We start from the raw sequence: 14786 nt of genomic DNA on the forward strand, positions 1-14786 counted from the left end.
GGAATGCAGCTCTTTTTTCGTACCCCGACCGCGAATCGAACGCGGAACTAAGTCTTAGGAGGACCTTGTTATATCCATTTAACTATCAGGGCGCGTGTTCTTTCGTGTGCAAAGGTACGAGATTTTTAGCAATCAACCAAACTATTGAGCGTATTTTTGATTGAAATAGTCGAATTGGGCACACGATGATATCTGACTCTTTACCTTTATCTTGCCTGTAGGAATATAGTCAAACAGCCCCACACGGATACCTTTCCAATAGCCCCCTTGCATAGCAAATGGCCTACCTGCGGGCTGATAATGCTGCCCATCTATACTATAATAAAATAGGTGGCGATTCTGTTGACAATCGTTGATGACCTTAAGCCAAACCTCTCGAAAGCTACCCTTGGCTACAAGTTCACGCTGACCACCGAACTCGGTAAACACGCCATCCTTACAGAGGCCCACGCCACAGAACCGTTTACCAGAACAGAAAAGACCAGCATAGCTGTTACCTGTGATGCTGACTTTGGTTACACTCTCGCTCTGATAGCCAATCACTTTCTGCGTAAGCATATTGCGCACCTGCTTCAGACTGTCTGCTGGCATCGCCTTGAGTGTGAGCCAACCTTTGCGTTCAGTGAGATTCCAATGCGTATCCACCGGATTATGATTCCATTGCCATTGCAATCCTAAAGGACCAGAGAAATCGTCACAGGCAGGGAAACTGACTACTGATGTGGATGAAATAGGCTTTTTCCATGCAACCACAGGCTCGCCTACTCCATTCTTGTCATAATCGACACCCATCACAGGCCAGTCGGCCTCCCAACGGGCCGGTTGCAGATGAACGACGCGTCCTAACACTGGCGTCTCCTGAAAGTGATAGAACCACCACGAACCGTCAGGTGCATCAACTAAAGCACCTTGGTGAGGACCGTTGATGTTGGTTGAACCTTGTTCTAACACCACACGGCGCTCGTAAGGACCATAGATGTTACGTGATCGCAACACCGTTTGCCAGCCTGTTCCTACTCCACCCTCAGGGATAATGAGATAGTACCAGCCATGACGCTTCATAAATTTAGTACCTTCAGCTACAGGTCCTTCATATACCGTTTTACCTTCATCGAGCAGCGTCCTGCCGTCGGCCGACATACGATGCACAATGATGGGACCTGCACCATGCTGACTACGCCCCAGATAAGCCAGACCATCTTCGTCCCAAAACGGACATGGGTCTTCCCATTTTGCCACACGCTTTACAAGGTGCAGCGGTGCCCAGGGACCATGAGGATTGCTGGCTGTCGACATATAGAGGCCTTCATCGGGGGTGCAGAAATAAACGTAGAACAGGCCGTTATGATAACGGATGCTGGGCGCCCAGGAGCCACCGGCATAGTGCTGATTGGCATCCCAACCGGGCTCATCAAGACGGCGATAAATCTGACTAACATAGTGCCAGTTAACCATATCATCACTCTCCAGCACCTGCATACCCATAAAATGGAAATCAGAAGCCACCATATAGAACTTATTACCCACGCGAATCACATCAGGATCGGAGAAATCGGCATTCAATACTGGGTTACGATATGTACCATCGCCCTGGTCGCCCCAACCTTCGGTATCAACTTCCACGAAATCCGGACGTGCGTCCTCTTCTATTGTTGACACATGTACATTTGAGAACTGCACACCACGAGCATGACGTACAAAGAAACCTTTGGCTGGCAGATTTCCCCACATCGTTGCTTCAGGATAGCTAGCAGCCTTTTCATCAGCAATAGAATCAGCAATTTCGGTTAACTGTTCCGCCTTCACCCCACCTTTATGATGCAAAGAGATATTGGATAGATACACATGGCGAACAGGATGACCAGGCAGTCCGGTTATAGAGCAGCCCATAGAACCGGCATTGCGAATCTGGATATTATTGATATGCACCCCATCTATGGAGCCTACATGACTGATATGCTGCCCGGCTTTATAACCACGTCCGCGATGACCTAAGCGTACAAAGATAGGCGATTCAGTTCCATCGACGGTGAAATCGGCTATCATTACATTCTCCAGTACACCACCATCAACGATCTCAAGCGAGATAGCCGACGAGCCAATCCACTGTCCGAAGAACTTCTCCTGCTGGTCGTAGCTGGGTTTAACCACGATGCCACTGATATTGATATTGCGGAAGCCGCCATTCGTCTCAGTTCCAAGTTTAACGGCATTACAATGGCTCGACACCACACAATCGCTGATGCGTATATTCTCGCAAAGACGAGGCGAGGTACTCTTCAGCGTTATACCATCATCGTCGCTATCGGCCATCATACCACGCACAATCACCTCATGACAACCATCAATATCCAGTGCATCGTTATTATAGTTGTTGCGATTAAAAACCTTGATCCCATCGATAGTCAAACGGTCGCAAGCCAGATAGTGCTGCATCCAGCAGCCCGAATTGCGTAAAGTGATGCCACGCACAAAGATATCCTGGCTCTGGATAAACCGAAGCAGATGCGGACGGGTGATACCCTCATCATTCCATGACAGTTTTTTAAAGGCGCGCCCTCGTCCGTCTATCGTACCCAAACCATCTATCGACACATCCTGCACACCATCAGCATAGATAAGTTGAATGGTGGTAGTTTGAGTACGAAGCGACAAATAGTCTGATTTCATCGGTATATAATCCTCTAAACGCGTACTGCCATAGAGCGTAGCACCTTGTTCGAGATAAAGGTGAACATGACTCTTTAGCTGTATCGTACCTATCTTATATATACCGGCAGGCACCACCACACGCCCACCACCAGCATCAGCACAAGCATCAATGGCCTGTTGTAAAGCATGTGTAGAGAGTACTGTGGTGTCGTTTTTGGCACCATAACTTTTAATGTTAAAGTCGGCTGAGCGCATTGGCAATACACACAAAAACGCTGCAAAAGTTACAATTACTTTCATATATGTTGCAAAGATAAATAATTCTTTCAAAAATAACGTTATCGAATTAGATTATTTGCTAATTTTGCAAGCAAGTTATCACTAAACTCAACTCATATTCAAATGAAAAGACTTTTAATGTTACCCCTTCTGTTGCTAGCCGTACTGTCGGCAAAGGCACAGAATCCCTACCTCCCGCTTTGGGAACATCTGCCTGATGGCGAACCCCGTGTCTTTGAAGACCCCGACCGCCCCGGCAAGTACCGTGCTTACATTATTGGTTCGCACGACACCAACTACACAGCCTACTGCGGTAGCGATATTCGCATGTGGTCGGCCCCCGTTGAAGACTTAAGTCAATGGCGCGACGAAGGCCCTATCTTTACCCATTACGTAGATGGCCAATGGGACACTATGTTTGCACCCGATTTGGTAGAGGTAAAAGACAAGGCTACAGGCAAGAAGACCTACTATCTGTATCCCCACTCTCGCGGTTGGCAGCGCGTGGCTATGGTTTGTAAGGGCGACCGTCCTAACGGTCCGTTCACACCTATCAACCTCACAGAGGATGGCAGAAAATGCCTACCTGGCTCGCTCATCGACTTCGACCCCAGCGTGTTTATTGAGAACATCACCAACAAGAAAGACAAGGACTACAATAAGGGGTTCCGTGCCTACGTATTCTATGGTTTCCAGCACTCTACTGCCTGCGAGTTGGATCAGAACACAATGTACTCTCAGCGCGAGGGAACCGAACTTATCGATCCCTTTATCCCCGCCAGCAGCGCTGGAGGAAAACTACTCGACAAGCCAGGCTCTGAATACAAGGCACTTTATGAAGGTCAAGATCCACTCGACTTCAACTTCTTTGAAGCTTCAAGCATCCGTCAGGTTGGCAACAAATACGTGATGGTGTTCTCGGGCTATAGCGGCAAGGAATACGGACAGAGCAACACCAACTCGGCTCTGCGCTATGCCTTTGGTGATTCGCCTCTCGGTCCTTGGCGCTCAGGTGGTGTGCTGGTTGACTCTCGCGGCATTGTAGCAGGTCAGGATGGTGGCAAACTCATCACCACCAATGCAGCCCACAACACGCATGGTTCTATTCAGGAGATCAATGGTCAGTGGTACGTGTTCTATCACCGTCCACCACGCGGCTTTGGCTATGCCCGTCAGGCAATGGTTGCACCTGTAAAAATCACTTGGGACAAGAAACCTGTAGCCAAAGGTGGTACTGTAAAGATTACAGGCTACGACCCATACGCCACAGACAACAGCTGGACAGCCAAAGCTACCGATGGTACAGAATATACAGGTGCCGAGGTCACCTCTGAAGGTTTCCAGATTTTCGGTTTGCCTCCTTATCAGTACTATTCGGCTGGTATCGCCTGCTTCATGACTGGCGGCACCAATAGCAACGAGTGGATGCAGGACAACCACGATATCTGGAACAACTCGATGGATTTGGCAGGTATCACCAACACCGGCATCGTAGGCTTTAAGTACTTTGGCTTTGGTGGATTAACTACCGATACCAAGGGTATCAAGGCCTTTAAGGGCATCAGCAAAGGTGATGGCGCCACACTGAACCTAAACCTGACACCTGGCGGACATGGTGCCTTTAAGATTCATGTACGTCTGGATAATCCATGGGAAGGTGAAGATATTGCCGTTTTGGATATTCCTGCCGATGCACCACGCGCAGCACGTATCTACTCTGTAAACGCTCCTGCCGTAGAAGGATTGCAGGGTAAGCATGCTATCTATCTGGTAGCCGAGGGTGCTGAGATAGCTGCTCCAACGCGCCCACAGTGGGGTCCTCGCAGACCTCAGCGCCCACAGGGGTTATTCGACCTACACGGTATTGGTTTCTCAAAGGCTGGCGAAAAGTTTGAAGCGCCTGTTGTGCCTCAGATTAACATTGAGGTTGATGGCGAAAAGTTAGTCATGCCCACAACGCCCATCCGCTTTACTAATCTGAACGGCTATACCGACCAGACCCGCTACCAGGTATATGGCAAAGTGAGCGACAACTCAAAGATTGTAGCCACATCTGATGTACCTGAAGTAAAGTTTGAATTAAGCAAAATTGTAGAAGGCCGTGCTACCATCAAGGCAACCTACAATGGTCTTACCAAGGTATTCCTGATTAACTAATCGCATTAAGCTAATATCTTTAATAGCAAATTCACTGAATTTGGTCATCAAATTCAGTGAATTTGTTTTGCGATTTCACTGAATTTACTTTTCATCCAGAAAGCACTTGATTCTTTCCAGAGCTTCTTTCAGACGCGAACGCTGCGTAGCAATGTTGAATCGCACATAGCCTTCGCCCGTCTGAGGGCCATACATCGTACCTGGATTCAACCATACTTTAGCTTCAGTAAGCAGCTTATCACAGAGTGCCTGCGACGTGATGTTCATGGCCGAGATATCTACCCAAGGCAGATAGGTGCCCTCGAGTTTACAAACCTTCCACTGGGGGATGTTAGCCTCAACAAACTCGCAAAGCAGCTGATAGTTTCCCCAGAGATACTGGTTCAGCTCATCTATCCAGTCTTCGCTCTCGTTGTAAGCCGCTTTCAGAGCTACAGGACCAAAGGGATTCAGGTCGCATACCTCGTTGATATTGATAGCGCGATCCAATCTGCGGCGCCATGAAGGCTGTGAACAGATGATGTTGGCAGCCTGCAAGCCTGCGATATTAAACGACTTTGAAGGTGAGTTAAGAACAACGCTATTCTGGCGACAAGCCTCGCTCACAGCGGCAAACGGCTGGAACTTATAACCAGGCATCATCAGTTCGCAATGGATCTCATCGCTCACCACCTTCACACCATATTTCAGACAGATATCGTTCATCTGCATCAGCTCGGTCTTGCTCCACACACGTCCTGTGGGGTTGTGAGGATTGCACAGCAGAAATACTGTGGTCTTCTCGTCGGCACATTTCGCCTCGAAATCCTCCCAATCCACCTCGAAGGTATCACCTACGCGCTTCAGTCCTGATTCCAGCACCTCGCATCCGTTATTCTTAACAGATGAGAAGAAGCAGTTGTAGTCGGGCGAGAGAATCAGCACCTTCTCACCAGGCATAGCAAGCGCCTTGATAGCTACCGACATGGCAGGCACCACACCTGTAGTATAGAGGATCTCCTCGCGCTGTATGGTCCAGTCGTGGCGACGCTGGAACCAAGAGATAACAGCCTCGTAGTAGTCGTCCTCTACCACCGTATAGCCAAACACGCCATGCTCGGCACGCTTACGAACGGCTTCCTGAATGGCAGGAGCGGCCTTGAAGTCCATATCGGCCACCCAAAGGGGGATGACATCAGAAAGAGTTGTCATTCCCGCGCTCTGCTCGCCTACCTGTGGCCTTTCATCCCACTTCACGCAGCCGGTGCCACGTCGTTCTATCAATTCATCGAAGTTGTATTTCATTTTCTAGTCTCAATCACACAGTTATTAGGCTGGCGCACGTTCTCATCGATGGTGATAGAACCAATCGAATCTGCAACGATATGTCCGCTGGTTGGGTTCTTGATGTTCTCAATATGTCCCTTGATATCAGCCTCAACCTCAGAATACTCAAACACACGGTCGCAAGCGGCATCGAAAGTACAGTTCTCGAGCACCAGGTTCTTAGCATAGCACAGCAGCTGCTCGCCAGCCAAGTGACAGTTAACCAAGCGCACATTCTTAGAGTGCCAAGCCAGATACTCGCCATCAAGTGTAGAATCATAGACAGTGATATTCTCGCACTCCCAGAACGAATCCTTTGTCAGGATCTTAGCGTTGTGAATCTCTACATTCTCACAGTATTGGAATACGTATTTTGCATCACTCTCCAAGCCATCTACATAGATATTCTTAGAGAACATGAAGGGATAGGTTCCCTCGTGCAGCTTCACATTCTTCAGTTTCAAGCCATCCACCTTCCAGAAGGTCTCATCGGCATCGTTAATCACCACGTTCTCCAGTTCTACGTTCTTCATCTCGCGGAAGAACTTAGGACCATCGATAGTACAATCCTTCATCACCAGATCGTTGGTGTACCAGATGGCCGAACGTGAACCTGGTGCGAAATAGCAACGTTCAATCTTGGCGCCATCAACATGCCACCAAGGATACTTACCATAAAATTTACTGTCGAAACATTCCATGTTCTGGCATTGTTTGATACCAGACTCTCCATCTACAATTGTAATCTCTTCTAATCTCAAATCATGAGTGGCAAACAGAGGCCTCTCGCCTCCAAATTCCTTACCTTTAATCAGTTCCATTGTTTTTGTATCATTAAAAACCGTGTGCAAAGTTACAAAAAAAATCCGTAATCAGCATCTCGCGATCACGGATTCTGTCACCCTTTAAGGGTTTTTATAATTTTAAGAGAGAGAATTTACTTAATTGCAAGCAAATTGGTGTCTAAAGGCTCCATCACAACCATACGACTGGTGAGGTACATATTGTCGCGGGTCTCATTCATCTTATAGGTCTTAACCGTTGTAAGATTTGGAGCCTGAGAACGATAGAGTGTTACTTCTGAGGGCAGGTCGTAGGCTTGCTTCTTGGCATTCCACTGGCTAACCTCAACGTTATAGCCATTCTTATAGTACTTATAAGTCAAGCGTGAACTCTTCTGCCACGTTTTCTTGGCTTCATCCCAGCTCAGCATCTCCTTGTTGGCAAGTCGACCCTTTTCATCGTATTCATAACGATATTCCATTTTCTGAGCCATTGGGTGCTCAGCGTTCTGCTCGTAGACCTCAATCTTGTTCACTACGCCATCCTCCATATCTGCATTATACAGATAGTTAGCATCGTTGCTGTTGATAGCGTTGAAGTACATGGTGAGTACCGTTGCTGCTGTGATGATTGCTTCCATACCGTTTACAGTTTAAATTGTTATTTTATCTGTTTGACGTTGCAAAGGTACGAAAAACTACACGAGCATTAAGTTATTTGAATGTTATCATTAGGTTAAATCTGTTTGGCCTCCGAAAAATAGTACTTTCTCAGAGGCTTTTTAACGAGCTCACCACTCACGTTTATCTCCTGCTGCAGCTTGATATCCTGCGACGAAGCACCTACCTTAATGAGATACTTACCAGGCTGGATGTTCCACTGGCGCTGGCCATCATTACTATAATAACCTAACTGCTCGGTGTACATCTTCACGCTGATTTTCTTGGTTTCACCAGGTTTGAGCGACACACGGGCAAAGCCCTGCAACTGAATAGGACGAATCTGCTGACTCTTATCAGTTGGCGAGAGGTAGATCTGTGCCACCTCATCGGCAGCCATCTTTCCTGTATTCTTCACATCAAAGGTCACAGTAAAGTTTTCATCCTTGGTTGTCACCTCTGTAGTAGCCTCTAAGTTAGCATACTCAAAGGTGGTATAGCTCAAGCCATAGCCGAAAGGCCACTGGATACGAGGATCCTTCTCAGCCGAATAATTATAGCAGATAGGCTCATTGATCTCTACGTTAGGATAGCTGACAGACAGCTTAGCCGATGGCGACACTTTGCCGCAAAGGATATCGGCTACAGCGTTACCGCCCTCCTCGCCGGGATACCAGGCCTGGATAATGGCAGCACACTTCTCGGCCAGGCCAGAAATCACCTGGGCACGTCCGCCAAACATCACCAGCACGATAGGTTTGCCTGTCTGGATCAGCTCCTCTACAAACTGCTCTTGCTGCCCTGGCAGGCGCAACCCTTGACGATCGCGGTTCTCACCACAAAGCATCACATTCTCGCCTACGGCTGCAATGATCACATCAGCATCCTTGGCCATCTTCAGGGCTTCGGCTTTATCTGCCTTTTCACCTGAGTCAACCTTACGGTGCAGCAACTCGTACTCCCAGGCACGTGCATCGCCCAGTTCGCCGTATTTGGTTTCAATCTCCTCCGTCCAGTCGCAACCACGCGAGTACATCACATTTAGTTGAGAGCGTTTCATACCTTCTAAGAGGGTGACGATATGGGGATTCTCCGACTTATAATCCACCTTCTTCCAGAAGTACGACATGGCAGGATAGGTATAGTCGCCACACATGGCCCAGATAGAGTTGGCGTTAGGACCAGTCAGGAGTACGTTCTTCACATCCTTCAATGGCAGCACACCATTGTTTTCGAGCAGTACTACACTCTGAGCTGCGATATCGTAGGCTGTCTGTCGTTCCTCGGGGGTGTCAAGCTTGATGTTCTCTTTCGAATAGAGGTAAGCATCCTTATCAAAAAGTCCCATACGGAACTTGGTGCGCAGCACATTCTTGACGGCGCGCTCCAGCACCTCGGGCTTCACCAGCCCCTTATCGATAGCCTCCTGCAGAAGCTGATAGTTGGCACCAAAGGGGAAATCGACATCGTTACCACCGTTGATGGCAGCGGCTGCCTTCTCTACGGCGCTGTCGATATTCGGAATCTGGTCGATAGCGGTATAGTCGCTCACCACCATACCATCAAAACCCACGTAGCCACGCAGGATATCCTGCAGTATCTCGCTGTTAGCCACGCACTTGGTGCCATGCACCTCGTGATAGCCGGGCATCACAGCCACACTACCAGCCAATCGGATCATGGTCTCGTGAGGCAACAGAATCTCTTCCATCATCTCCTTTTCTTCGGCATCGCCACCACCGCCATAACCCAGATAGTGTTTAGAGCAGGCACCCACACCTTTCTTCAGATCGCCTTGCTGCAGACCGTCGACAAAGGCGGTACCCATCACAGCCGACAGATAACCATCCTCGCCATACGACTCTTCCAAACGATTAAAACTGGGTGTGCGACACACATCCACCATGGGCGAGAGGGCAAAGATACCACCCATCTTGCGCAATTGGGTACTGGTCTGACGAGTTTTCAGCGCAGCCAACTCGGGGTTGAACGAGCCTGCCTGACCTATCTGCTGGGGATAGATGGTAGAACCTAAGGTATTGATACCCGAGAGCACCTCTTCGTGCAAGAGGGCTGGGATACCGTTGGGCGTATGGTGCATCAGCCAGTCCTGAATGGCCACAGCGCGATCACGCAATTCATTTGGATCGCGAGGCTGCTGCATGCAGAACTGCGAGAAATGACCGATGCCATAAGGTATCAGCTGCTTGCACTTGACTGTATCTAACTTGCCATCAGCATCAAAGAGTTCGTCCATATACATACTCTTGAGCTGAGCGATGCGCTCCTCCTGAGGCATCTTCTGGTAGAGTTCATCTATTTGCTGTTCCATATCAGGTGTGGTGTTACAACTTGAAATAATTGCAGCGCATGTCATCAAAACGCCACTGCCTATAGTCTTTAGATTCTTTTTCATTGGTTTATACCTTATATAATATTACTTTGATTCGTACCACTTTTTGAGCACATAGAAGGCCAGTTTCTTCTCGCCCTTATCGCTCAGCAAGCCCTTGCGGTTGTAGTAGTCCTGCACCCCAGGCAGCACACGACGAGGCGAACGGAAGTCCTTCAGAATCCAAGGAGTGGTACCTGCCAGTCCGTCAATCTTATCAAGCATAGCAGTATTCTCCTTATAGAGGTTCTCCTGGAACTCCTCGGTCCAGCGCTGGTTCTTGGCACCATGATAGCCGTAACGGGCGCCACCGCCGAACTCACTGATAATCACTGGTTTATTATAGGGAATCTCCCATTTCATCTTAGGCGCATCATTCACGTCGCGATACCAACCGATATACTGGTTGAAGCTCACCACATCCACATACTCGTTCATATTATCGTTCAGGCGGTTCACATAGTTCGAAGCACCTGTCACCTCCATAGCCATCGAGATAAGACGGGTGTTGTCGAGTGTGCGGGCATACTTAGCCAAGCCACCTAAGAACTTATCACGTTCAGCAGAGTGTGGGGTCTCATTGGCAATACTCCAGATAATGACGTTGGCGCGATTATGGTCGCGAGCAATCATATCGGTAAGCTGCTGCTTAGCATTCTCGAAGGTAGCCTGATTGGTCCATGCGATGGTCCAATAGACAGGAATCTCGCTCCACACCAGAATACCCATTCGCTCAGCCTCGCGCACCATTTCCTCGTGGTGAGGATAGTGGGCCAGACGCACAAAGTTACAGCCCAATTCCTTGGCCCACGACAGCAATGTATGAGCATCCTCAACACTGTTGGCACGTCCGCCGCCATTGGGTTTCTCGTTATGAATAGAGATACCCTTCAGGAAGATGGGTTTACCATTGAGCAAGATCTGCTTGTCGCGGGTCTCGATGGTACGGAAACCAATAGAATCAGCTGTCATGCCTGTATCGAGTGTGATCTGCACGTCATAGCGCTTAGGGTTCTCTGGGCACCAGAGCTGCAGTTTCTTAGCAGCCACTTTCACGATACCGCTTACACAACCTTCGGCATCGGTAGTGAACTGCTGCTTCAATTTCAGTTCAGGGATATACAACTCTACCTGATGACCAGCCTCCTTGGTATTCATCTGAGCAGAGAAAGCGAGCTCTCTCACCTTAGCCTTGTCGGCGGCCTTTTTCAGCTGCAGATCGTAATTCTCCAGATAGTTCATAGGCACTTTGACCAGCTTCACATCGCGGGTGATGCCACCATAGTTCCACCAGTCGAAGATCTGTGTGGGCACATCCTCGGCATGGCGCTTGTTATCTACCTTGACGATGACAGTGTTCTCACCCTGCTTCAACAGGTTACTGATATCGAAGTTGAAAGCGGTGAAGCCACCCACATGATGACCAGCTTTCTTGCCGTTCACCCACACATGACAGTCGTAGTTGACAGCACCAAAATACAGCAGGGTGCGGCACTCGTTCATAGGCACAGCCTGGAAACTCTTCTTAAACCACACCGTTCCCTCGTAGAAGAACAGGCGCTCGTCCTGCGTGTTCCAGTCAGAAGGAATCTTCATCGTGGGTGATTTATCGAAGTCGTACTCTATCAAATCCTCAGGCTTCTGGGGTTTGGCATTGATAAAGAATCCGTTGCGCATGGGGTTCATACGATAGTCGTAGTAACCCTCTTCCTGCACATCAACAATATAGTTCCAATCGCCGTTGAGCGAACAAGTCTCGTAGGCATTCACATTCTGGATTAATGGCAATGCCAACTCTGCAGCGACAGCTGTGAACACACCGCTCACAGCCAGCAACATAGTAGTTAGTAATTTCTTCATATCACTTATTATTTGATGATTAGTCCTCCGTTAGGCTGGATGGTAACCTTAGCCTTACCTTTCTTATCCACCTTCAAGATGCCCATGGTGGGCTCGCCTTTCTGGTTATCCACATAGATGGTTGATGTCTTGCCAGCTAGCATGCTGAGATCGAGTGTGAGCTTGATGGGCTCTTTCTGGGCATTCAAGCCTGCGATATACCAGTCGGCACCATGGCGACGGGCCAGCACAACATACTTGCCAGGATAACCATCAATAAAGTGTGTCTCATCCCATGTGGTAGGCAACGCCTTCAGGAAATCGAGCTCGAACTGTGGCAGTTCCTGCAGGTTGTTGGGATACATGGCCACACACTGGATAGATGTCTGGTTGGTGATGCCCGAAGCTATCTCGAAGATATCGGTGGTTTTACGAGAGTGACGACTCTTGTTGTCGCGACTCAGATACTTATTCATGATCACACCCCCCCAGTCCATCGAGGCTACAGCATTACGACAGAAGGGATGCAGGGTGAGGTCGAAGGGCTCGTGGATGGCAGCACCCTCGCCGAAGAATACGTTCTCGCTGGCCAGCACAGCCTCGGAAGCCACAAAGTTGGGGAACATGCGCTCCCAACCGCGAGGCAGGGTGCAACCGTGGAAGATGACCTGAATGCCGTAACGGTTGGCATCCACCATGATATCCTCATAGAGCTGCAGTGTTTCCTGCTTGTCGCCACCAAAGAAATCTACCTTGATGCCCTTGACACCAATCTGCTGCAACCACTTGAACTCGCGATTGCGTGCCAGCGAGGTGTTCAGACAGTTACGCGGTCCTTGAGGGGCATCGTTCCAATAACCATTAGAGTTGTACCACAGCATCAGACTCACCCCCTTCGACTGGGCATACTGCGACAGCTCTACCATCTTTTCGCGTCCTATCTGGGTATCCCAAAGGGCATCTACCAAGCAGTACTCATAACCCATGGTCGATGCCAAGTCGATCAGCTTCACCTGATCAGCATAGTTGGTAGCCCCATCCTGCCAGATAAGCCAGCTCCAGGTGTAACGTCCTTCCTTATAATCATAGGCTGGCTCATAGAGCGGATCAACCACATCGTAGCTGACGGTCGTCTCAACAATTGGCTTCAGGGTTGAACCCACGGTGATGGTGCGCCAAGGGGTCTCGGCTGGCAGCGACTGCGCTACAAACTCGGAACCGAAGCCACCATTCTCGCCCTTATCGGGGAAGGCAATAGTATAGCCTACACCTGGCTGATAATCAGAAATATGGGTACCGCAGTAAGCACCGGTAGTACCTGTCTCGCTCACCAGCGCCCAACCATCCTGCAAGTGGAACAAGCAGGGGAAGGTATAGCCGTGACCATACTGCGACTTCTCATTCAGTTGTCCGTCAACACTGTAACCCTCCTCGTAACTGGGTTTGGTTTGCGACCAACCTGTCTTGGGACCAATCTGTGGCGAAATAAAGGTGGTCGTACCATCAGGGAAGTTAAAACTGGTGGCCTCGCCAAATATCAGCGTGCGCTGCATGCCACGTGGGGCTTTGGCAATACCATATTTAAAAGCCACATCATTGTCGGCTACCATAAAGGTAACGGTCATCTGCAGCTTCTGTGCGTTCTCAAGCGTCAGCGTGAGCTTATTGGCTTTATAGTTGATGTGCGAAGCCTTAACGGTACGGATATCGTACTGCTTTTCCACAGCCTCGGTCTTGTTGGCAACAATTTTTAAACCTTGGGTCAAATCACCGATACTCGTATTCAAGCCTAAGTTCGACTTGCTTACCATCTGCTTACCATCGAGCAGCACCTGATACGTGGCCTTGCCACCCTCATCGCTCACAGCAACTTCCAGATTTCCACTTGGTGATTTCACCGTTACCTCCTCTGCACGGCAGAGGCTTACCGACAGCAATGCTGCCATCAAAAACACATTTCTGATCATAGTTCGTTAGAAAAGTTGATATTTTGGTTGCAAAGATACGAATTATCTACCAACGCCAAAAGCTCCCTAACGTTAACAAATTGTAAAAAGCACACTTCACCATACAAGATTTTGACCTGTTTTGCGTTTTAAGAGAAAAACGTCATTGACTAACCATCACTTGAATAATAAAATGAAAAAGAGCCTTATTTTGTGGGTATGCCCACTACTTTTCCTATCTGTAGCTCTGAGCAGTTGTAGCAGCGGGGATGGCTATGGCTATTATTTGGATAAGGTAGATAAACTTCAAATTGTATATGGCAGCAGAAAAACCACTTGTAAAGCATATGATCCATTCTGTTATACAAGCGGTTCTATTTATTCTTATGCAGGAAATCCTGTATTCACCTGCCTATTTGAAGACTGTACCGACTTTTCGGGGCTACATATCATTTTATTGGCTCAACCATCTGTAATAAGGTATAGCATTGATGATCTTAAAGTTGGCGACACATTCAAAACGGATCAATTTGACTGCTTATTAACGCCCCAATTTCGACAAGGGGATTGGCGGAATCCGGAGTTCGAATACTTAGAGGCTAATGACGGAAAGATTACGGTTATCGACAAATACACTGACGATGACAATAAATTATCCATAACCCTCAAACTGGATGGATTAAAATTCAACACAGACAGTAAAGGCATGCCAATACTTGTCAACGGGTTTGTTAAATTCAAAGAAGCCGTAGTGTACTATTAACTTATATAATA

9 protein-coding genes are annotated in these 14786 nt (G+C 48.4%); 2 read left to right on the plus strand and 7 right to left on the minus strand.

Annotation, left to right across the window (positions count from 1 at the left end; genetic code table 11):
• Positions 1–141: 141 nt before the first annotated feature.
• Positions 142–2952: a family 43 glycosylhydrolase gene (locus tag T360_RS15965; RefSeq protein ID WP_081772725.1), complete on the minus strand. Its 2811-nt coding sequence runs from the start codon at positions 2950–2952 to the stop codon at positions 142–144.
• 102 nt (positions 2953–3054) lie between these two features.
• Between T360_RS15965 and T360_RS0106645 the strand changes: the two genes are divergently transcribed.
• Positions 3055–5088, plus strand: a complete 2034-nt coding sequence (locus tag T360_RS0106645) for a hypothetical protein (protein ID WP_028912088.1) — start codon at positions 3055–3057, stop codon at positions 5086–5088.
• Between the two features lie 84 nt (positions 5089–5172).
• Here the strand turns inward: T360_RS0106645 and T360_RS0106650 are convergent, their stop codons facing one another.
• The 6 genes from T360_RS0106650 to T360_RS0106675 form a co-directional block, all read right to left on the minus strand.
• Positions 5173–6372: a MalY/PatB family protein gene (locus T360_RS0106650; protein ID WP_028912089.1), complete on the minus strand. Its 1200-nt coding sequence runs from the start codon at positions 6370–6372 to the stop codon at positions 5173–5175.
• The gene (locus tag T360_RS0106655; protein WP_028912090.1) at positions 6369–7214 is read right to left on the minus strand and encodes a DUF3737 family protein; all 846 of its coding nucleotides are present in this window, start codon (positions 7212–7214) and stop codon (positions 6369–6371) included. Before T360_RS0106655 ends, T360_RS0106650 begins: the two co-directional genes overlap by 4 nt.
• Before the next feature lie 116 nt (positions 7215–7330).
• A complete protein-coding gene (locus T360_RS0106660; protein ID WP_028912091.1) occupies positions 7331–7816 on the minus strand; it encodes a DUF3836 domain-containing protein in 486 nt (161 codons plus the stop codon).
• A 95-nt stretch (positions 7817–7911) separates the two neighbouring features.
• Positions 7912–10251: a glycoside hydrolase family 3 C-terminal domain-containing protein gene (locus T360_RS0106665; RefSeq protein WP_028912092.1), complete on the minus strand. Its 2340-nt coding sequence runs from the start codon at positions 10249–10251 to the stop codon at positions 7912–7914.
• Positions 10252–10272: 21 nt separating this feature from the next.
• Complete coding sequence (locus T360_RS0106670) at positions 10273–12087, minus strand: glycoside hydrolase family 2 protein (RefSeq protein ID WP_028912093.1); 1815 nt, start codon at positions 12085–12087, stop codon at positions 10273–10275.
• Positions 12088–12095: 8 nt separating this feature from the next.
• The gene (locus tag T360_RS0106675; protein ID WP_028912094.1) at positions 12096–14033 is read right to left on the minus strand and encodes a glycoside hydrolase family 97 protein; all 1938 of its coding nucleotides are present in this window, start codon (positions 14031–14033) and stop codon (positions 12096–12098) included.
• 172 nt (positions 14034–14205) lie between these two features.
• On the opposite strand from T360_RS0106675, the gene T360_RS0106680 reads away from it, so the two are divergent.
• Positions 14206–14775 carry a hypothetical protein gene (locus T360_RS0106680; RefSeq protein ID WP_036929053.1) on the plus strand — a complete coding sequence of 190 codons (570 nt, stop codon included), beginning with the start codon at positions 14206–14208 and terminating at the stop codon, positions 14773–14775.
• Positions 14776–14786: the final 11 nt, after the last annotated feature.

Source organism: Prevotella sp. MA2016, from assembly GCF_000619825.1.
Lineage (GTDB): Bacteria > Bacteroidota > Bacteroidia > Bacteroidales > Bacteroidaceae > Prevotella.

Coding starts and splice junctions, on each gene's coding strand:
- T360_RS15965 (WP_081772725.1), bottom strand. CDS start 2,952: ATGAAAGTAATTGTAACTTTTGCAGCGTTTTTGTGTGTATTGCCAATG.
- T360_RS0106675 (WP_028912094.1), bottom strand. CDS start 14,033: ATGATCAGAAATGTGTTTTTGATGGCAGCATTGCTGTCGGTAAGCCTC.
- T360_RS0106645 (WP_028912088.1), top strand. CDS start 3,055: ATGAAAAGACTTTTAATGTTACCCCTTCTGTTGCTAGCCGTACTGTCG.
- T360_RS0106655 (WP_028912090.1), bottom strand. CDS start 7,214: ATGGAACTGATTAAAGGTAAGGAATTTGGAGGCGAGAGGCCTCTGTTT.
- T360_RS0106650 (WP_028912089.1), bottom strand. CDS start 6,372: ATGAAATACAACTTCGATGAATTGATAGAACGACGTGGCACCGGCTGC.
- T360_RS0106680 (WP_036929053.1), top strand. CDS start 14,206: ATGAAAAAGAGCCTTATTTTGTGGGTATGCCCACTACTTTTCCTATCT.
- T360_RS0106665 (WP_028912092.1), bottom strand. CDS start 10,251: ATGAAAAAGAATCTAAAGACTATAGGCAGTGGCGTTTTGATGACATGC.
- T360_RS0106670 (WP_028912093.1), bottom strand. CDS start 12,087: ATGAAGAAATTACTAACTACTATGTTGCTGGCTGTGAGCGGTGTGTTC.
- T360_RS0106660 (WP_028912091.1), bottom strand. CDS start 7,816: ATGGAAGCAATCATCACAGCAGCAACGGTACTCACCATGTACTTCAAC.